At 59.0% G+C, this 19,422-nt stretch carries 17 protein-coding genes; 8 read left to right on the top strand and 9 right to left on the bottom strand.

Annotation, left to right across the window (positions count from 1 at the left end):
* Positions 1–95: 95 nt before the first annotated feature.
* Together J3361_RS22875 and J3361_RS22870 are read right to left on the bottom strand one after the other, a co-directional pair.
* The gene (locus J3361_RS22875; RefSeq protein ID WP_207966434.1) at positions 96–1,016 is read right to left on the bottom strand and encodes a hypothetical protein; all 921 of its coding nucleotides are present in this window, start codon (positions 1,014–1,016) and stop codon (positions 96–98) included.
* On the bottom strand, positions 1,013–1,708 hold the full coding sequence (locus tag J3361_RS22870; RefSeq protein ID WP_207966454.1) for a hypothetical protein: 696 nt from the start codon (positions 1,706–1,708) through the stop codon (positions 1,013–1,015). Before J3361_RS22870 ends, J3361_RS22875 begins: the two co-directional genes overlap by 4 nt.
* A 212-nt stretch (positions 1,709–1,920) precedes the next feature.
* Between J3361_RS22870 and J3361_RS22865 the strand changes: the two genes are divergently transcribed.
* Positions 1,921–2,100 carry a hypothetical protein gene (locus J3361_RS22865; protein WP_207966456.1) on the top strand — a complete coding sequence of 60 codons (180 nt, stop codon included), beginning with the start codon at positions 1,921–1,923 and terminating at the stop codon, positions 2,098–2,100.
* Between the two features lie 130 nt (positions 2,101–2,230).
* On the opposite strand, the gene J3361_RS22860 is transcribed toward J3361_RS22865, so the two are convergent.
* Positions 2,231–4,762 carry an exo-alpha-sialidase gene (locus J3361_RS22860; protein WP_207966433.1) on the bottom strand — a complete coding sequence of 844 codons (2,532 nt, stop codon included), beginning with the start codon at positions 4,760–4,762 and terminating at the stop codon, positions 2,231–2,233.
* A 318-nt stretch (positions 4,763–5,080) separates the two neighbouring features.
* Here J3361_RS22860 and J3361_RS22855 point away from each other — a divergent pair, with 318 nt between their 5' ends.
* Positions 5,081–5,356, top strand: a complete 276-nt coding sequence (locus J3361_RS22855) for a hypothetical protein (protein ID WP_207966432.1) — start codon at positions 5,081–5,083, stop codon at positions 5,354–5,356.
* Between the two features lie 245 nt (positions 5,357–5,601).
* On the opposite strand, the gene J3361_RS22850 is transcribed toward J3361_RS22855, so the two are convergent.
* Positions 5,602–6,948, bottom strand: a complete 1,347-nt coding sequence (locus tag J3361_RS22850; RefSeq protein ID WP_060738709.1) for a DEAD/DEAH box helicase — start codon at positions 6,946–6,948, stop codon at positions 5,602–5,604.
* Between the two features lie 193 nt (positions 6,949–7,141).
* On the opposite strand from J3361_RS22850, the gene J3361_RS22845 reads away from it, so the two are divergent.
* The gene (locus tag J3361_RS22845) at positions 7,142–8,440 is read left to right on the top strand and encodes a mechanosensitive ion channel family protein (RefSeq protein ID WP_207966431.1); all 1,299 of its coding nucleotides are present in this window, start codon (positions 7,142–7,144) and stop codon (positions 8,438–8,440) included.
* Between the two features lie 133 nt (positions 8,441–8,573).
* Here J3361_RS22845 and J3361_RS22840 read toward each other — a convergent pair whose 3' ends face one another.
* The 4 genes from J3361_RS22840 to J3361_RS22825 all read right to left on the bottom strand — a co-directional run bounded on the left by J3361_RS22840 (position 8,574) and on the right by J3361_RS22825 (position 12,798).
* On the bottom strand, positions 8,574–9,440 hold the full coding sequence (locus J3361_RS22840; protein ID WP_207966430.1) for a carboxylate/amino acid/amine transporter: 867 nt from the start codon (positions 9,438–9,440) through the stop codon (positions 8,574–8,576).
* Positions 9,441–9,575: 135 nt separating this feature from the next.
* The gene (locus J3361_RS22835; RefSeq protein ID WP_207966429.1) at positions 9,576–11,444 is read right to left on the bottom strand and encodes an ATP-binding protein; all 1,869 of its coding nucleotides are present in this window, start codon (positions 11,442–11,444) and stop codon (positions 9,576–9,578) included.
* 289 nt (positions 11,445–11,733) lie between these two features.
* Entirely contained in the window at positions 11,734–12,333 is a 600-nt protein-coding gene (locus J3361_RS22830) for an FMN-dependent NADH-azoreductase (RefSeq protein WP_207966428.1), read from the bottom strand.
* Positions 12,334–12,483: 150 nt separating this feature from the next.
* Entirely contained in the window at positions 12,484–12,798 is a 315-nt protein-coding gene (locus tag J3361_RS22825; RefSeq protein WP_207966427.1) for a 3-phosphoglycerate kinase, read from the bottom strand.
* Between the two features lie 50 nt (positions 12,799–12,848).
* Between J3361_RS22825 and J3361_RS22820 the strand changes: the two genes are divergently transcribed.
* The 5 genes from J3361_RS22820 (at position 12,849) to aqpZ (ending at position 18,167) form a co-directional block, all read left to right on the top strand.
* Positions 12,849–13,772 (top strand): LysR family transcriptional regulator, encoded by a 924-nt coding sequence (locus tag J3361_RS22820; RefSeq protein ID WP_060738713.1) that lies wholly within the window; start codon positions 12,849–12,851, stop codon positions 13,770–13,772.
* A 14-nt stretch (positions 13,773–13,786) separates the two neighbouring features.
* On the top strand, positions 13,787–14,590 hold the full coding sequence (locus J3361_RS22815; RefSeq protein ID WP_207966426.1) for an alpha/beta hydrolase: 804 nt from the start codon (positions 13,787–13,789) through the stop codon (positions 14,588–14,590).
* A 4-nt stretch (positions 14,591–14,594) separates the two neighbouring features.
* Positions 14,595–15,158: a peptidylprolyl isomerase gene (locus J3361_RS22810; protein ID WP_207966425.1), complete on the top strand. Its 564-nt coding sequence runs from the start codon at positions 14,595–14,597 to the stop codon at positions 15,156–15,158.
* Between the two features lie 84 nt (positions 15,159–15,242).
* Positions 15,243–17,075 carry an ABC transporter ATP-binding protein gene (locus J3361_RS22805; RefSeq protein WP_207966424.1) on the top strand — a complete coding sequence of 611 codons (1,833 nt, stop codon included), beginning with the start codon at positions 15,243–15,245 and terminating at the stop codon, positions 17,073–17,075.
* Between the two features lie 402 nt (positions 17,076–17,477).
* Positions 17,478–18,167: an aquaporin Z gene (gene aqpZ, locus J3361_RS22800; protein ID WP_207966423.1), complete on the top strand. Its 690-nt coding sequence runs from the start codon at positions 17,478–17,480 to the stop codon at positions 18,165–18,167.
* A 16-nt stretch (positions 18,168–18,183) separates the two neighbouring features.
* Here the strand turns inward: aqpZ and J3361_RS22795 are convergent, their stop codons facing one another.
* Positions 18,184–19,308 (bottom strand): GNAT family N-acetyltransferase, encoded by a 1,125-nt coding sequence (locus tag J3361_RS22795; RefSeq protein WP_207966422.1) that lies wholly within the window; start codon positions 19,306–19,308, stop codon positions 18,184–18,186.
* Positions 19,309–19,422 lie beyond the last annotated feature (114 nt).

The following is a 19,422-nucleotide window of genomic DNA, read 5'->3' as shown; positions in this document are numbered from 1 at the left end:
AGCCGACAACTACCACTGCCATCCTCGCCAGAGTGGTAGCCGTCGTTGGTTATCTGCACGAGCGAAACAGCTTGAATGACGCGCGACAGGTGTTTTTAACGGAGATGGGGCGCGCCATAGACCCTCTCCAACTGTTCCCCCGTCAAGGCGTCCTCGAACGGCACCGGCACTGATTTCACCGCGCCGTAAAGGTTACGGTAGCGCCAGTAATTGCCGTTGTTGGGCAGTTGATAACCACGCTCGACCACACGTTGGCCGTCGAGCACATAGCGCAAGGTTTCCTGAGCGGCTTCCGGCGGCGGCGCTAACATCAGGTCCGTGGCCAGTACTCGCATCGACTCGTCGATGCACTCGTCGAGTACCGCCGTGACTTGCGCCAGGTCCAGACCGCCGTCATCGATGCAACGTTTGCCGCAGCGTCGAATCGGCTGGCTGGTGACTTCGATGCGCATGCGATACAGCGCGGAGCCGGCAATGTCCTGGACCTGCACCTGATTGATCAGCACGAAACTGCCGCGATCGGGTGTAAGCATCATTTTTGGTTCTATCACCAGTCGCGCGCTGACGTCCCCGCTCCCCTGCTTGAGGCCCGCGGTTAGCGAAGCCTGCTGGAAACGCTGTTGCAGACGCTCCTGCAACGGCACACCGGCAAGCAAGTCAGCCATCGGGCGCGACTCCTTGGCTGCAGCGTTTTCCGCATCCCGCTGCAAACTGCCGCTGCCCATCTGGGTGTTGATCAGGCTGGCAACCAGCAAACCGGCGAGTCCGGCGCTGTTGCCGGAACTCGCGATCAGATTATGACTCGACGACGCGGCTTTCTGTGCGCTCTCAGCGTCGATCACCGTGCTGGCACCGACGAATGCCTGAGGCAACTGCATATCCACTTTGACCCCATGGGCCTGGATGTAGGACACCGCCTCTTGCGACTTGAAACCGGTCTGCGGCGCCGGCTTCTGCGCACAGCCAACCAGCATCAGCAGAAGCAGCGCACCAACCGATATTAGCGAGCACTTCATTGTTCGAACGGGGTGATCATTTGCTGCCGGCTCGTGTCCATCGCCTGGTAGAAGGCGTTGGTCAGATTAGTGTAGGTCGGCTCGTCCCACTCGCCTTGAGCCGCCTGCACCACCGAAAAAGGTTTGAACCACAGCAGTTTGTTATCGGCCAGATCGACGACCATGCCCTGCCCGCCCACCTGCGCCATCGGAACGCTGGTAGGTACAATGCTGTAATAACTGCGAGTGGCCCCGGTGCCCAGGATGTTGATCAAGAGCAGACGATCAACACCGTAAGTCGCCTTGATCGGTGTCAGGTCGCGGACCGTGTAGCCTTCGCGGAAACTGACCTCCTTATAGGTCTTCAGGTCAACGGGCTCGTTGATTCTTTTGGCCTTGTAACCCTTGGCCTGCAACTTGGCAACAATGACATCGGGTAGCGTGTTGAGGTCGCGCACTTGCCATTTTTCGACATTGTCGCTGAGCTTGCTGTTGACGCCCGTGTTGATGGCGAGATCCAGAATGCCCTGGTTGCCGGTCAAGGCCAGCACAGGTTCCGGCACCACGGAAATCGCCACCCCGATCGTTGGCTCCTTGGCATCCCAGAATTGATGGTCCAGCGGTACCGGGGGCTGAACGTGGGCGCATCCGGTGAGCGTCAAGCAGGCAAGCAATGTCAGTGCCGCCAGGGTGCGAAGCGTATGAAAAGGCATGTAATCCAAGTCCTTATGATTAAAAATGATGTTGCTTATGTCGGCAGTGGTGGGCAAATGATTAGTGGCACATTGATATTTTTTCAACCGTGGTTCAGCACGTTCGGTAAAACGGTGTGCAAAGCGGCGTTCCATCTGAGATCGAACCACCCCGTGGCGAGGGAGCTTGCTCCCGCTCGACTGCGCAGCAGTCGCCCGCTTTAAGCCGACAAATGGACTACCGCATCCGCACCGTGACCCAACTGCTGGAAAACATCGCCTTCCGCTCGGATATCAGCTCCGATACGGTAGTGCTTTCGGACTTTTGCAAGATGTTGACCATAGCGTTGCGCGATGGGTGTGATGTGATGGACGTAATAGGGAGGCGGCTGCGGGTGCAGGCTGCTGGGTAACGAAAACGGGCGATCATTGGGTCGCCCGTTTTCATATGCGCGGAGAGCAAAATGATCAAAAAACCGGACTCAAGGTCCGGTTCTTTATGGAAGAGCTAGGCATCTACCTCAGAAAGCAAGGATTCGACGACTACTTGCTCGCCTCCTCAACGGCAGCAGTATTCTGAGGACCGAAAGAGTATTTCAGCGCCCGTGCCTTCGAGGTTCGCGGATCAGGCAAGCCTACGGTTTCTGGACCCGCGAAGCCGGTGACGCCTTTGGCGAACGTGGGGTTGATCGCATCGAACAGAAAGCTGAAACCTTGTTTCAGCGAACTCTGGGCGATGCCGTGACATCCCATGCAGCCGCCCATGGTCAGGCTTTGAGTGCTGTGGTCGTAATCCGGCACCTTGATGTTCGGCTGGTTGCGGGCATTGATCAGGGTGTTGTTATCCCCAATCGGAAAGACGTTGCTACCTTGAAACAGCTGGATTCCCGGCTGGCTGCTTTCGACCATGATATTGGCCAGGTAGTAATCCGGGTCGGTTGAGGTGCTCGACGGGATGGCCTGCACGCCTTTGAGCCGATAGTGCTTCCAGACCGAATTGTTGAATTCGCTGCTGCCGTCCATGAGCTGCTTGACCTGGTCGTTCACCGCCTTGACTTCTGAATGGATGGTGAGCGGTTGCACGACCTTGATCGGGCCGGCTTGCCCTTCGGGGATCCCGTTGCTGCCGGAGTAGACCGGCGGATCAAGTTTCGCGTTTGCGACTGGGCCCTCCTCCGGCAGGAAAACCTTATGGGGTTCGCTCCCACCGTCGGAGAAAGTGGCGGACGGGGACGGGGCAGTCGGGGAAGGGATAAAACCGGGGTAGGCAATCTTGTTGTAGTTGGCGATGTAGTAGAGCCCGGTCGGCGATTTACCGTCGGGTAATGTCAGGGCATCTTCGTGCTCGAACGTAGCGAAGATGAAGGTTGGGTAGTTGGCCGTCTTATGGATGATATGCAAAGCGACCAGTGCGTAGTCTTCGTTCTGCGCCTCCGGGTCACTGTCGAGGCCCTTATAGGTCACCACTGTCGCCGTATGGTAACGCCCGCGATCCGCTACCGGGATGTCGGCCAGCTTGCGCCATGCCGCCTTGACCTCCACCGCGCCGTCGGGCAGCACAATATGATCGGGATAACGGGTCAGGCCTTTCGCATAGTTGTAAACAACGGGGTTGGCCTTGGCCTCGAACAGGATCTGGCTGTCGTTTGAAGGCGCGTAGACGCCGCGTGCATCGGTTGTCTTCGCCGCATCGGGAGGCTTAACCGGGAAGAAAATAGCGTTTTGTCCTATTTGGGTCGCCTCATCCAGATTGTTGTAAAGGGTGAAGTCCGTACTTGGCGCCATCCGGATCTTCTTCTGGAGGAACTGGGTGTAGGTGTATTGCGGCTCAGAACCATAAGAACGCGTAGGACCGCCAACGGGATTGAACCCTACCGCCGGAAACAACTCGCTGCGGTGGGCGAAGGTTTGCCACAACAAAGGGGTTGGAGACTGTGAGGCCTTGCCCGAATCGGCAAAGCTGCTGCCGGGATTGCCGACACCCCGCTTAGCCGGTAACGGCGTCATGGCGGTGTTGTTCAAAGCAAAAAAGCTCCGCCAGGCGAAGGTTGCATAGTCAGTATGGCTAAGGCCCGTCGCCAGGTCAGCAGGCAGTTGCGGGTTGTCCCCAGTGAGATCGCTTGTGGTAATGGCATAGGAAACGCCCAATCCCGAGGGAAAGGCGGAACGTCCGGAATAAGCGAAATAGGGCGCCCATTCAAGTCCATTGATTGAACCGGTTGGGCCGGTTGAACCGGTGGTATAAAAAATATTGGGGCCACTGCTGATGAACAAGCGCTCATTGACCATCACTGCACTGTTCAGGGAACTGCCAGGTATACCCCTCAGTCTCTGCTTCTCGCCCCAGCTACCACCCCGGTCATAAGTACGCTCGAACAGGCCGCCGTTAAAAAAAGTGTAATAAACCCTCAAAGCACCGTTGTAGACGACAGGTACCAGATTCACGATCGTGTCAGGACTTTCTTGGAAAGCGGTTTTTTCCGAGCTCCATTTAAGGCCATCATAGGTCACGTAATAAGCAGCCTTACCACTGTTTTCGTTATACAAGACGAACAACTGACCGTTATAGACGACAGGCTTGTTGTTCGCGGCCCTATGGACGGTCGGAACAAGGCTGACAGCAGGCGGCCAGCCGGTGCCATCCAAGGAGCTGATAGTATTTAAGCGACCTTGCGCATCAGCAAAGGTCAGTACCAGTTTTTGCTTGAATACGGTTGCCGAGACATCGGTCAAGATGCTGCCGACCGGGATGAATTTTGGAGCGGACCAGTTTTTCCCCTCTACTGAAGTGGAATAAAAGATTTTTTTCTGATCATCTTTACTGGTCCAGAACATATAGACCTGGCCCTTGAACGACTGCACCACCGGAACAGTGTATGTGGTTTTGAATGGCACAGTGGTCGTCGAAGAAGGCTTGTCGCTTGAGGCAGCTGGATCATCAAAGACATCGACGATAATTCCGCCACCTTGTAAGAGCGGCGTGGCGGTAATCAGTCTCTCCGCATAAGCCGATGAGAGCACAGATAAACCACACAGACACAACATCATCCGACCGAGTATCGTTCTAAGGCTCATAGGTTTCATTCCTTGAGTGATTGACTACCTCAGGTCATACATATGCCTGGATAGTTATTCCATTTGCTAAACATGATCCGTACCGACAGCGAAGTGTCCAGGCTCAACCGTTTTTGTAGTCACCTCCGTTTTATTCATGGCTACGCATGGAGTGGGAAGCAGATGTGCAGCGGGCGCATCTTCCATGGTAGTCGACGGTTTAATATCAGCGAGGGGAACCTCAAAAAAGATCTCAAGCGACGTCGGCTTAGGGTGAACTTTCCACCCGACCCGGGCCTCAACCCATTACCTGCCCAACAAGGAATATGAGGCCCTGCCATGAAAACCCTCCTGACGCTCACCCTCGCCGCCACCCTCAGTTGTGCCCTGCCCGCCTGGGCCGCTTGCACACCTGAGGAGGCGACCATCAAGCGTGAACAACTGGCGGATAAAATCGCCAAGCTCACCGAACAGGATCCGTCCAAGGCCAAGGAGATGAATGACGAGTTGAAGGCTATGGATCTGGAAACATCCAGCAAGGATGTGCCGGATAAGTGCCAGTTGATCGATGAGCGCCTGCAGGAGCTGGAAGAGGCGCAGAGGAAAGCGGAGTGATCGCCGAGCGAGCATGGCCAGCTTTTGTGGCGAGGGAGCTTGCTCCCGCTGGGGTGCGAAGCGCCCCCAAACCTGAGCGTCAACATGAGGGCTGATAAACCAGTGACCCTCTCGGGGCTGCTGCGCAGCCCAGCGGGAGCAAGCTCCCTCGCCACAAGAGCCTGTGCTGGACGTAAGGCTGAGTAACCGCCCATAAAAAAAACCGGACCCAAGGTCCGGTTTTTTTATCAAGCGCTAACGCCGACTCACTCAGCCGCCGGCGCCTCTGGCTTGCGGCGCTTGAGCGGGGCCATGCCGTCCTTGCTGACCAGCGACGGGGCGTCGGTCTTCGGGCGGTTGGCGGTCTTGCGCTTGGTCGGGGCCTTGGCACCGGTCTTCTTCTTGTCGCCCTTGGCGTCGACCTTTTTCTTCTTCACACCAACGGCCTTGCCCGACGCCTTGACCTTTTTCGGTCCGCCGTAGGTGCCTTTGACTTCCTTGATGGTGCGGCGCTCGAAGCTCTGCTTGAGGTAGCGCTCGATGCTCGACATCAGGTTCCAGTCGCCGTGGCAGATCAGCGAGATCGCCAGGCCGTCGTTGCCGGCGCGGCCGGTCCGACCGATGCGGTGCACGTATTCGTCACCGCTGCGGGGCATGTCGAAGTTGATGACCATGTCCAGGCCATCCACGTCCAGGCCGCGGGCAGCGACGTCGGTCGCGACGAGGATCTTCACGCCGCCCTGCTTGAGGCGGTCGATGGCCAGCTTGCGGTCCTTCTGGTCTTTCTCGCCGTGCAGCACGAACGCCTTGTATTCCTGGGCCACCAGGCGGCCGTAGATGCGGTCGGCCATGGCCCGGGTGTTGGTGAAGACGATGGCTTTTTCGTAGGTTTCGTTGGCCAGCAACCAGTTGACGATCTGCTCTTTGTGCTGGTTGTGGTCGGCAGTGATGATCTGCTGACGGGTGGTGGAGTTCAGTTGGCTGACCGCGTTGAGCTGCAGGTGCTCAGGGTTGTTCAGCACCTTGGCGATCATCTCGCGCAGGCCCGAACCACCAGTGGTGGCGGAGAACAGCATGGTCTGCTGGCGGTTGACGCATTCGTCCACCAGGCGCTGCACGTCTTCGGCAAAGCCCATGTCGAGCATGCGGTCGGCTTCGTCCAGCACCAGCACTTCGACTTCCTTGAGGTCGAGATTGCCGGCGTTCAACTGCTCGATCATCCGCCCCGGCGTGCCGATCAGGATGTCCGGCACCTTGCGCAGCATGGCGGCCTGGACCTTGAAATCTTCGCCGCCGGTGATCAGGCCGGACTTGATGAAGGTGAATTGCGAGAAGCGCTCCACTTCCTTCAAGGTCTGCTGGGCCAGTTCACGGGTCGGCAGCAGGATCAGGGTCTTGATGCTGACGCGAACCTTGGCCGGGCCGATCAGGCGGTTGAGGATCGGCAGCACGAACGCGGCGGTCTTGCCGCTGCCGGTTTGCGCCGTTACCCGCAGGTCACGCCCTTGGAGCGCGAGCGGGATAGCCGCTGCCTGCACCGGCGTTGGCTCGACAAATTTAAGCTCGGCCACGGCTTTGAGCAGGCGTTCGTGCAGGGCGAATTGGGAAAACACGGGTGCTACCTCGAAGAAATGCAAAAAAACAGCTGCATAGGGTAACGGTTTCGAACGCGAAGGCCGAGTTTCTTTATACAAACGGCGGTAAATCAGTGCATTTTTATCAGCTGTTATTGCATCAACGGTCACTTGACCGGGCTTAAATGCTCTAATCGCACCGTCGCGTCTTTATAGAAGAATCGTTTCGTCCATGGACATCAAACAACTCTGGATCAATATTCAAGACCTCTGGGGTGCCCTTGACCAGCACCCGATCCTGCATTCCAGCCTCGCCCTGATGTTGCTGCTGGTCATCGCCCTGGTGCTCGGACGCGTGGCGCGCTACCTGATCCTGCACGCCGCCAAATTGCTTGGGCGCCAGCCAGCCTTGCATTGGGTCAACGACCTGCGCCAGAACAAGGTCTTTCATCGCCTGGCACAGATGACGCCGTCACTGATCATTCAATTCGGCCTGCACCTGGTGCCGGAACTGAGCAAGACCAGCATGATTTTCCTGGGCAATGTCGCCCTGGCGTTCACCATCCTGTTCATGGTGCTGAGCCTCAGTGCCCTGCTCAGCGCCCTGCTGGACGTCTACGCACGCACCGAACACGCGCGGACTCGCTCGATCAAAGGCTACGTGCAACTGACGAAGATGGTGCTGTATGTGTTTGGCGCGATCATCATCGTCGCCACGCTGATCGACCGTTCGCCACTGTTGCTGCTGTCAGGCCTGGGTGCAATGTCGGCGGTGATCCTGTTGGTCTACAAGGACACCCTGCTGTCGTTCGTCGCCAGCGTGCAGTTGACCAGCAACGACATGCTGCGGGTCGGCGACTGGATCGAGATGCCCCAGGTTGGCGCCGACGGTGATGTGGTGGACATCACGTTGCACACGGTCAAGGTGCAGAACTTCGACAAGACCATCGTTTCGATCCCCACCTGGCGCCTGATGTCCGAGTCGTTCAAGAACTGGCGCGGCATGCAGCAGTCCGGTGGGCGACGGATCAAGCGCAGCCTGTTCATCGACGCCAGCGGCGTGCGCTTCCTGCATGACGAGGAAGAACAGCGCATGACCCAGGTCCGCCTGCTGACCGACTACATCAGCCGCAAGCAGGCTGAACTCAAGGCCTGGAACGAGGCTCAGGGCAACGTCGCGGCGATGTCGGCCAACCGTCGGCGGATGACCAACCTGGGCACCTTCCGCGCCTATGCCCTGGCCTATTTGAAGAGCCACCCGGAGATCCAGCCGAACATGACCTGCATGGTCCGGCAGATGCAGACCACCGCCCAGGGCATCCCGCTGGAAATCTACTGCTTCACCCGCACCACCGCGTGGGCGGACTACGAACGCATCCAGGGGGATATTTTCGATTACTTGCTGGCGGTGATGCCGGAGTTCGGGTTGAACCTGTACCAGCAGCCAAGCGGCACGGACCTGCGCTCGGGGTTGTTACCGGCGGTGCTGGGGGCAAGCCACCTGCCGGAGCCGCAGAAGCAGGTGGTCTGACCTCAAACGGCATGCCCCTCAAACACTGGAGATCCCTTGTGGGAGCGAGCCTGCTCGCGAAAGCGGAGTGCCAGACGACTGATATACCGACTGACACGACGCGTTCGCGAGCAGGCTCGCTCCCACAAGGGGGTCAGTACGCAGGCTGAGGTTGGCGGACCCCCAACCGACTGATCCACACCGCCGCCAATATCACCGACCCACCCAACAGCAACCGCCCCAACGCCTCATGCTGGTTCCAGATCAGCAGGTTCACCAGCAGCCCCACCGGCACATGCAGGTTGTTCATCACCGCCAGCGTCCCGCCGTTGACCAGGCATGCACCTTTGTTCCACCAGTACAGCCCCAGGGCGGTGGAGACCAGGCCGAGGAACATCAACACGCCCCATTGCAGCGGTGCTTCAGGCCAGAAGTTGGCCTTGCCGAACAACAGGAAAGCCGGCAACGCCACCATCAGCGCACCGAGATAGAAATAACCGAAGCGCCGGTAATGCGGCAGGTCGCTCGGATGGCGGGCCACCAGGTGTTTGTACAGCACCTGCCCGGCCGCGTAGGTGAAGTTGGCCAGTTGCAACAGCAAGAAGCCCATGAAGAAATCCGGGTTGATCCGGTCGTAGCGAATCACCGCCGCGCCGGCCACGGCCACCAGCGCCGCGATCAGCGCCCAGGGATTGAAGCGGCGGTTCAGCGCGTCTTCGATCAAGGTCACGTGCAGGGGGGTGAGAATGGTGAAAAGCAGTACTTCCGGCACGGTCAACACCCGGAAGCTCAGGTACAAGCACACGTAGGTCACGCCGAACTGCAAGGCGCCGATCAACAGCATGCCGCGCATGAACGACGGTTCCACCTGGCGCCAGCGCGTCAAGGGAATGAACACCAGTCCCGCCAGTACCACGCGCACCAGCACCGCGAAATAACTGTCCACATGCCCGGCCAGGTATTCACCGATCAGGCTGAAGGAAAACGCCTGGATCAAGGTCACAAACAGTAGATAGCCCATACCGCCCCTCGTTTCGAATGGCGGCGAAGATAGCGGTTTTGAACGGTGGGAGCGAGCGTGCTTGCGATTGCGGAGTGTCAGTCAATATTCTGACCCATCGCCATCGCGAGCAAGCTCGCTCCCACAGGTCCTCCACTAACTTGGCGTTTCATCCACGACCCAAGGATTGGCCTGACGCTGGCGCCGGTGGTTGGCGGCACGCTGAAGCACACGGGTCAACGCCTGAAAGTTCGCCGGCTTGGTCAGGATGTCGTCGGCACCCGCGGCCCTGAAACGTTCTATCTCGCTGGAAAAGGCGCTCGCGGTGAAAGCCACGATGTAGCAGGTATCGCCCCCCGGGAGTTCACGGATGCCATGGATAGCCTCCAGTCCGTCCATGATGGGCATGTTGATGTCCATGAAAATGATCTCCGGCGTCGAAACCCTGCACTGATCGACCGCCTCCCGCCCGTTGGATGCCAAGTCAGGTACATAGCCCAGCTCTTGTAGCATCGCCATGGCAACTTTCTGGCTCACGGGATGATTTTCCACCAGCAGGATATCCAGCGGGTAATCCTCGGCAAAAGAGGCGTCGAAACTCACCGCGGCGCGATCGTTTCCGTGGGGTATTTCCGAGACTGAAAAAAGCGTTAGGGGAAGCGAGAAGCAAAACGTCGATCCGGCTCCTGGCTGGCTGGTAAAGGACAAGGTTCCCTGCTGCGCCTCAACCAGTGTCTTGCAGATGGAAAGCCCCAGCCCACTTCCGGTAAAACCTTGGCTGACCGGCTCTTTAAACTGGGCAAAGGGCTTGAACAGGCTGTTCTGCCGCTCCAGGGGAATGCCAATGCCGGTATCGCGGATGGAAAAGTCGAGCCGGGCTTGAGGGCCGTGACCGATGGTGGAGACCGTGAGCGAGACCTCGCCGCTTTCGGTAAACTTGACGGCGTTGCCCAGCAAGTTGATCAATATTTGGCGAAGACACTCGATATCGGTTTTGACCAAGGGCGGTACGTCCGCCGAGACCTTGGCCTCAAGGACGATTGGTTTACCCTGGATATTTTGTCGGATCATTTCAAGACTGGATGAAACCAGTGTTCTCACATCGAACACACAAGGCTTCAACTCAAGTTTGCCCGCTTCGATTTTTGCCAGATCGAGAATGTTATCAATAAGCGACAACAGTGTTCGTCCACTGCCATGAATGGTTTTTAACAGGCGGCGCTGCTCAGGATTCAGTTCCGACTTCGCCAGCAGCTCGGTCGCGCCGATGACGCCGTACATAGGGGTGCGAATTTCATGGCTCATGGTGGCCAGAAACCGGGTTTTTGAACGATCCGCCTCTTCGGCGGCATTTTTTGCCTGATTCAATACCTGTTCGTTGACTCGCAGTTGCTGGACATGCGCACGCATGCGCAAAAGGATCAAAGCGAGAAATACCAGAATGGCCAGGATGATATGGTAGAGGGAGTCATGATTAAGTTGTCGGTAGTACTCCGCCAAGGTAATTTCCGCCCCGACAACGTACACCGTACCGTCTTGTGATTTCAGTGGCACAAAGACCGCGCGAAAATCCCCCCAATGATCCGAATAATCGATCCAGGTTGGCTCGGTGCGTTTGAAACTGTCGAGTAAGGCTTGGCTGGCATCGGGATACGGATCGAAAAAGCGCACGAAATTCCCCGCTTGAATTTCTTCCTTCGATGCGCTGGAGCTGACCAGATAAGCCTCTCCACCTCGCTGGATCACGCTATAGACAAAAGCAGTGCCCATGGACTCGTTGAAGCTGGAGAGCCGCTCGATGGTGTCCCAGTCTTGCGCCTGGGTTTTGGAATGTTTATCGACCAGGTTGTCATGGTAACGGTCGCCGAGGATGGCCGAAGCGCCCAGCGCGGCATGCAGCAATTTATTGTTGATATTGTCAGTAAGGACGCTTTGCGTCTCGACATAGAGGTAGTAGATGTAGCCACTCGCCCCTAAGAGATAGGCCAGGAATAAAGCCCATGTTTTCCGTTTGAGGTTGAACATATCACAGTCTCCCTACTGCAATTGCGCGCATAAATTACCACAGCAGGCATCGAGAGATTTGCCCAATCCGGGTGACGCTTCGGTTCCGCCCTTCAAGATTGAAAGGCTGTGCATCTTAAGGGTTCTTTGTTTCCATCTCCCCAAAAAAAAAGCCCGATCTCGCTAAAGCGTTCAATCGGGCTGATGCACTCAGGAGCAATAAGTGCAAAGGGAGGTTCGATGCGCAAAACGGTTTGAAGGGAAGCGCCAAGTCAATAGACCACCCGGCGATTACCTGAGGATTAACAGATCAAGCGACCTGGGACAGTTTGGCGTTGGCCTGATTCAACCCTTTCTCCTGGAAGTCGCCGCCCAGGTTCATGCCCTCGGCATGGATGAAGGTCACGTCGTGAATCCCGATGAAACCCATGACTTGGCGCAGGTAGGGTTCCTGATGGTCGGTGCTGCCACCGGCGTGAATGCCGCCACGGGCGGTGAGCACGAAGGCGCGCTTGTCGGTCAGCAGGCCTTGGGGGCCTGTAGGGGTGTATTTAAAGGTCACGCCGGCACGCAGCACGTGGTCGAGCCAGGCTTTCAAGGTGCTGGGAATGGCGAAGTTGTACATCGGCGCCGCCATGACCAGCACGTCGGCGGTCAGCAGCTCATCGGTCAGTTGATTAGAGCGCTCCAGCGAGGCGTTCTCAATGTCGTTGCGCTGCTCGGCAGGCTTCATCCAGCCGCCCAGCAGATTGGCATCCAGGTGGGGCACCGGGTTGATGGCCAAGTCACGAACGCTGATGTCATCGGCCGGGTGCGCTGCTTTCCACTGGCTGATGAAGGTCTGGGTCAGTTGACGGGACACCGAGTCTTGCTGGCGGGCACTGCTTTCGATGATCAGAACGCGGGACATGGCTTGTAGGCTCCATCTGAGAATGTTGTCAGTCGATGGAATGAAGGTTAAACGTGAGCATATCGATGAAAAAGCGCAAATAACTGCTGCAATGCATCGATATTTTCGTTTATAAGCGGAGCACGCAATATCAAATGCCCCGCCGGCGGCCTATTTCGGCTGACAGGTCAGCTTGATGCGCAGCTTGATGATGTTGCGGTTGAACTTGGCCGTGGCGTTCTTGAACTTGCCGGCGGCGACTTCGATCTTGCGGGTGCGCGGTGCCTCGGGACCGTTGCGGAACACGACGGTGCAGGCCGCGTCGGTACTGCCGTAGTTATTGACCTGGATGGAACCGATGTCGGCATCGGTGTCATAGGCGTTGTAATCGATGCTCAGGCCGTTGAGGTGTTTTTCCACATCGATCGGGTAGGCAAACGCAGTCAGTGGCAGCAAGGCCAGCACCACACAACAGATTTTCTTCATTCGGCAGTCTCCACCAAGGGACCGCCAGCTTAGGACAAGAGGAGCTCGATATGAAAGCGCCCCGCGTGACCCTGGATCAATGGCGCACCCTGCAGGCGGTGGTCGACCACGGCGGTTTCGCCCAGGCCGCCGAAGTGCTGCATCGCTCCCAGTCATCCGTGAGCTACACCGTCGCCCGCATGCAGGACCAGCTCGGCGTGCCGCTGCTGCGTATCGATGGGCGCAAGGCCGTGTTGACCGAAGCCGGTGGTGTGCTGCTGCGCCGCTCCCGGCAGTTGGTGAAACAGGCCAGCCAACTGGAAGACCTGGCCCACCACATGGAGCAAGGCTGGGAGGCGGAAGTGCGCCTGGTGGTCGACGCGGCCTATCCCAACGCCCGCCTCGTTCGCGCCTTGACCGCGTTCATGCCGCAAAGCCGCGGTTGCCGGGTGCGGCTGCGTGAAGAAGTGCTGTCGGGTGTCGAAGAAGTGCTGCTCGAAGGCGTGGCCGACCTGGCCATCAGCGGTTTCAGCATTCCCGGTTACCTGGGGGCGGAATTGAGCGATGTGGAATTCATCGCGGTGGCCCACCCCGAGCATGCCCTGCACCGCCTCAATCGCGAGCTGAACTTCCAGGACCTGGAAAGCCAGTTGCAAGTGGTCATCCGCGACTCCGGCCGCCAGCAGCCCCGGGACGTTGGCTGGCTCGGCGCCGAACAGCGCTGGACCGTCGGCAGCCTGGCCACTGCCGCGAGTTTTGTCGGCAGCGGCCTGGGATTCGCCTGGCTGCCTCGGCACATGATCGAGCGGGAACTCAAGGAAGGCGTGCTCAAGCGTCTACCCTTGGAACAGGGAGGCAGCCGCAACTCGACCTTCTATCTTTTTTCAAACAAGGAAAAACCCCTGGGCCCGGCCACGCAAATCCTGATCGAACTGCTGCGCACCTTCGACACCGCGCCGCTGGATGCGCCGTTCGCCGCCCCTGAACAAGCCTGACAAGGACTTCGCCGATGGCCTATTTCGAGCACGAAGGTTGCAACCTGCACTACGAGGAGTACGGCCACGGCGCGCCCTTGGTACTGGTCCACGGGCTCGGCTCCAGTACCCGCGACTGGGAAAAGCAGATTCCGGCGCTGTCCGCCCGCTACCGCCTGATCGTGATGGATGTGCGCGGCCATGGCCGTTCCGATAAGCCCCGCGAGCGCTACAGCATCGCTGGTTTCAGCGCCGACCTGAGCGCGCTGATCGAACACCTCGACCTTGGCCCGGTGCACCTGGTGGGCTGGTCCATGGGCGGCATGATCTGTTTCCAATTGGCGGTGGATGAACCCGAACGGGTCAAGAGCCTGTGCATCGTCAACAGCGCGCCGCAGGTCAAGGTCCGCACGCCCGACGATTGCTGGCAATGGTTCAAGCGCTGGAGCCTGATGCGCCTGCTCAGCCTGGAGACCATCGGCAAGGCCCTGGGCGCCAAACTGTTTCCCAAACCTGAACAAACCGAGTTACGCCTGGAAATGGCCCGGCGCTGGGCAAAGAACGACAAACGTGCTTATCTCGCCAGCTTCGATGCGATCGTAGGCTGGGGCGTTCAGGAACGACTTTCACAGGTCGCCTGTCCAACCCTCGTCATCTGCGCCGACCATGACTACACCCCGGTGGCGCTGAAAGAGGCCTATGTAAAGCATCTGCCCAACGCACGGCTGGTGGTCATCGCCGATTCACGGCACGCTACCCCGCTGGATCAACCCGAACGCTTCAACCAAACCCTGCTCGACTTTTTGACCGCAACCGATTCCACCACTCAGGATCACTGACCCCATGCTGAAAAAAATCGTCCTCGCCGCCGGCACCGTACTGTTCGCCGCCAACCTGATGGCCGCGACACCTGCCAAGGCACCGCATGTATTGCTGGACACCACCAACGGCCAGATCGAAATCGAACTGGACCCGGTCAAGGCCCCCATCAGTACCAAGAACTTCCTTGAGTACGTGGACAGCGGCTTCTACACCAACACGATTTTCCACCGCGTGATCCCGGGCTTCATGGCCCAGGGCGGCGGCTTCACCCAGCAGATGCAGCAGAAAGAAACCAAGGCACCGATCAAGAACGAAGCCAGCAACGGCCTGCACAACGTTCGCGGCACCTTGTCGATGGCCCGCACGTCCAACCCGGATTCGGCCACCAGCCAGTTCTTCATCAACGTGGCCGACAACGCCTTCCTCGACCCGGGTCGTGACGCCGGCTACGCGGTGTTCGCCAAGGTGGTCAAGGGCATGGACGTGGTGGACATCATCGTCAACTCCCAGACCACCACCAAGCAAGGCATGCAAAACGTGCCGGTCGACCCTGTGATCATCAAGTCGGCCAAGCGCCTCGACTAAAACCCACAGGGCAAGCCTGAGCGGCGCCGGCGACCCCGCGCCGCTCACAGCAAAAAAGGAGAGCCCTGCCCGGGCTAGGTACCCATGGTTTATCGCCGTTTCGAAAAACTGATCGACATCTTCCGCGACGCCCCGACCTCGGCCCCGCCGGACCGCGTCCTGCCCTTCTACACTTATTATCTGAAGCAGGTCTGGCCAAGCTTCGCCGCGTTGCTGGTGGTGGGCCTGATCGGTGCGCTGATCGAGGTGGCGCTGTTCAGCTACCTGAGCCGCATCATCGACCTGACCCAGGCAACGCCCAGCGCGGATTTCTTCAAGCTCCACGGCCTCGAACTGGCCTGGATGGCTGTTGTGGCCCTGGTTTTTCGGCCCATCTTCGTGGCCCTGCATGATTTGCTGGTGCACCAAACCCTGAGCCCCAGCATGACCAGCCTGATCCGCTGGCAGAACCACAGCTACGTGCTCAAGCAGAGCCTGAATTTCTTCCAGAATGACTTCGCCGGGCGCATCGCCCAGCGCATCATGCAGACTGGCAATTCCCTGCGCGACTCGGCGGTGCAGGCCGTGGACGCGCTGTGGCACGTGCTGATCTACGCCATCAGCTCCCTGGTGCTGTTCGCCGAAGCCGACTGGCGCCTGATGATTCCGCTGCTGATGTGGATCGCCTCGTACATCGGCGCACTTTATTACTTCGTGCCACGGGTCAAGGAACGCTCCGTGGTCTCCTCCGATGCCCGCTCCAAGCTCATGGGGCGGATTGTCGACGGTTACACCAACATCACCACCCTGAAGCTATTTGCCCACACCAACTTCGAACAGCAATACGCTCGCGAAGCCATCGAGGAACAGACCGAAAAAGCCCAACTGGCCGGCCGCGTAGTGACCAGCATGGACGTGGTCATCACCACCATGAACGGGTTGTTGATCGTCGGTACCACGGCCCTGGCGCTGTGGCTGTGGACCCAGTCGCTGATCAGCGTCGGCGCCATCGCCCTGGCCACGGGCCTGGTGATTCGCATCGTCAACATGTCCGGCTGGATCATGTGGGTGGTCACCGGCATCTTCGAAAATATCGGCATGGTCCAGGACGGCTTGCAGACCATTTCCCAGCCCGTCAGCGTCACCGACCGCGACGAGGCCAAGCCGCTGGCGGTGGCCCAGGGCGAGGTGCGTTTCGAGCATGTGGATTTCCACTATGGCAAGAAAAGCGGGGTCATCGGCGACCTGAACCTGGTGATCAAGCCCGGCGAGAAAATCGGCCTGATCGGCCCGTCCGGCGCGGGTAAATCCACCTTGGTCAACCTGCTGCTGCGCCTCTACGACGTGCAAGGCGGGCGCATCCTCATCGATGGCCAGGACATTGCCGAAGTCGGCCAGGAAAGCCTGCGCGAGCGCATCGGCATGATCACCCAGGACACCTCGCTGCTGCATCGCTCGATTCGCGACAACCTGCTCTACGGCAAGCCCGACGCCACCGATGCGCAACTCTGGGAAGCCGTGCACAAGGCCCGGGCCGATGAGTTCATTCCGTTGCTATCGGACGCCGAAGGCCGCACCGGCTTCGATGCCCATGTGGGTGAGCGCGGCGTGAAACTGTCCGGTGGCCAGCGCCAGCGCATCGCTATCGCACGGGTGCTGCTCAAGGACGCGCCGATCCTGATCATGGACGAAGCGACGTCCGCGCTGGACTCGGAAGTCGAGGCGGCGATCCAGGAAAGCCTCGAGACGCTGATGCAAGGCAAGACCGTGATCGCCATCGCCCACCGCCTCTCCACCATCGCCCGGATGGACCGCTTGGTGGTACTGGAAAATGGCCGCATTGCCGAGACCGGCAGCCATGCCGAGTTGCTGGCCCATGGCGGGTTGTATGCGCGGCTGTGGCAGCATCAGACGGGTGGGTTCGTGGGGATCGACTGATCTCTACCAGACACCACTGACCCCGTGGCGAGGGAGCTTGCTCCCGCTGGGGCGCGAAGCGCCCCCAAAATCTGAGTTCCAACACAATAAATACGTTGGACACCCAGCCTTATTGGGGCTGCTACGCAGCCCAGCGGGAGCAAGCTCCCTCGCCACAGGGTCCGGTTTGAATCAGCAATACTGAAAAAATCTGTCCAGGATCCATTTAGCCCACGCAGCCACCCCATACTCCCCGCCGACCACGGCCAAAACCGCCACCGTCCCATGACGCTGGCGGTTTTTTCATGCCGCTGGATTTGTCGATAAACCCTGCTGTACTCAGCCCAGGTTCTGGAGATGAACCTGTCGTAATGCTGCTGGGATGCATAACCGAATATCACGACTGTTTTTTCAAGGATGCTTATGTCTTTACTCAAACGTTCAACGACTGAGTTGTTGGGTACGTTCTGGCTGGTGCTGGGCGGCTGCGGCAGCGCGGTATTGGCCGCCTCCGGTATTGGCGTTTTGGGGGTGGCCCTAGCCTTCGGCTTGACGGTGTTGACCATGGCGTTCGCCATCGGTCATATCTCGGGTTGCCATTTGAACCCGGCCGTTTCGTTGGGCTTGTACGTGGGTGGTCGGTTTCCAGCCAAGGAGCTGCCTGCCTACGTCATCGCCCAAGTTATCGGCGGGGTGCTGGCCGCCGCGTTGATCTACTTCATCGCCAGCGGCAAGGAAGGCTTTGACCTGACTGCGTCCGGCCTGGCCGCGAACGGTTACGGCGAGCATTCGCCCGGTGGGTATTCGATGGCGACCGGTTTCGTCACCGAACTGGTGATGACGGCGATGTTCATCCTGATCATCCTCGGCGCCACCGATAAACGCGCACCGGCCGGGCTGGCACCGATTGCCATCGGCCTGGCCCTGACGCTTATTCACCTGATCTCGATCCCGGTCACCAACACCTCCGTCAACCCGGCCCGCAGCACCGGCCCGGCGCTGCTTGTCGGCGGCTGGGCCATCGAGCAACTGTGGCTGTTCTGGGTGGCACCGCTGCTGGGCGCCATTATTGGTGGTGTCTTGTACCGCTGGCTGGGTCAGGAAAACCGCTGAGTCATTCCCGCAAAAATCAGCACTGCCGATAAGGCAGTGCTGTTTTCGCTTCTTCGGCATACGCCAGCACGCCCTCCTGTTCCCTCATGAGGAAATCCGCCACTGCCGCCTTCAGGCCCGGGTGACGCAGGTAGTGCCATGAGCGGGTAATCACCGGCTCGAACCCGCGAATCAATTTGTGCTCACCCTGGGCACCGGCGTCGAAGCGCTGCAAGCCGTTGGCAATCGCGTAGTCCATGCCTTGATAGAAGCAGGTCTCGAAGTGCAGACGGTCAAATTCCGTCAGGCAGCCCCAGTACCGCCCGTAGAAACTGTCACCGCCTACCAGGCTGAACGCCATCGCCACCGGCCGTGAACCTTGCTTGGCCAGCACCACGCGAATGGCCTCGGGCATGCGCTCGGCCAGCAGGCTGAAGAACGCTCGGGTCAGGTACGGCGCCTGCCGTCGTATCGCGTAGGTGTTGGCGTAACAGGCGTAGACAAAATCCCACTGCGCCTCGTCCAACTGATGCCCTTCCAGCCATTCGAAGTCGATCCCCTGCCCCGTCACCTGCTCGCGCTCCTTGCGCATCTGCTTGCGCTTACGGGAACTGAGGGCATCGAGAAAATCCTGGAAGTCGCGATAACCGCGATTTTGCCAGTGGTACTGGCAGCCAATCCGCTGCAGCCAGCCTTCTTGCCCGGCGAGCGCCGCGTCGGTGAAGGCATCGGTGAAGTTGATGTGGGCGCTGGAAAGCCCTTCGATTTCCAAGTAGCCGGGCACGCTGCCCAGCAACTCCAGGCCGTCCTCCACCCGCGCTGCCAACAGCCGTGGGCCACTGACCGGGCTGAACGGCACCGCCGTCAGCAGCTTGGGGTAATAGTCGATGCCGGCGCGGGCGCAAGCGTCGGCCCAGCCATGGTCGAACACGTATTCACCGTAGGAATGCCACTTGCGGTAACTGGGCAAGGCCGCCAGCAGACGACCGTCTTCCATGTGCAGCAAATGCTCGGCTTGCCAACCGGATTGCGGTCCCAGGCTGGCGCTGTCTTCCAATGTGCTCAGGAAGGCGTGGCGCAAGAAGGGCTGGTTGACGGGCACCAACGCATCCCACTCCAGAGGCGCGATGGCGGACAGGCTGTCCAAGACGTGAAGCGGCATGCGGTTCTCCGAAGCCCAGGCGGCGATAGGGAGTATCGCCGATCTGGGTCGGATGGTACGAGCAGCAAGGTGATTTTTTACGGTTTTGTCGATTTAATGCTCATCTAGAACAGC

This window comes from Pseudomonas sp. OA65 (assembly GCF_017498305.1).
GTDB classification, from domain to species: domain Bacteria; phylum Pseudomonadota; class Gammaproteobacteria; order Pseudomonadales; family Pseudomonadaceae; genus Aquipseudomonas; species Aquipseudomonas zanjanensis.
The sequence above is the reverse complement of the archived record's forward strand: the minus strand, read 5'-3'. Positions and strand labels throughout refer to the sequence as shown.